The following is a 477-nucleotide window of genomic DNA, read 5'->3' on the forward strand; positions in this document are numbered from 1 at the left end:
GACGGGCCATGCCCTCGCGCTTGAGCAGGCGCGCAATGCCCGAGCGCGATACATCGGGATTGATGTATTGCCGGGTAATGTACAGCAGGTCATCGAGCGGTAGATAGAGCGACTGACGCAGTGAAAGTACGATGGCCTCCTGCGTCGTGCTCAGGGTCGTATGCAGGGTATGGGCCCGGTGCGAACGGTCTTGTACATCGTCCCGCTTGAGCCACTTGGCTGCCGTGGCACGGGTGATATTGAACACCTTGGCGGCCTCGCGGTCGGACAGACCGGAGTCCTTGATTTCCTGCCGGATTTTTGGGGTAGTGCGGGCTTGGGGATGAATGCGTGTGCTCATGGACTGAAGTTTATGCGATATGTTACAACCGGTGGGACGATCGCGGTGGCAAACCGCCGATCAACTCGTCAAGCACAGCTCTGGCGCGGAACAGGGCCATGCTGCGACGAGGAATATGATCGCACGAAACTAAACAA

The 477-nt window shown here is 58.3% G+C and carries 1 pseudogene; it reads right to left on the reverse strand.

Features of this window, described 5'->3' with window-relative positions:
• Position 1: 1 nt before the first annotated feature.
• A pseudogene (locus GJA_RS28775) lies at positions 2-340 on the reverse strand (IS481 family transposase); the annotation flags it as partial.
• Positions 341-477 lie beyond the last annotated feature (137 nt).

Origin of the sequence: Janthinobacterium agaricidamnosum NBRC 102515 = DSM 9628 (assembly GCF_000723165.1) — a bacterium.
GTDB lineage: Bacteria > Pseudomonadota > Gammaproteobacteria > Burkholderiales > Burkholderiaceae_D > Janthinobacterium > Janthinobacterium agaricidamnosum.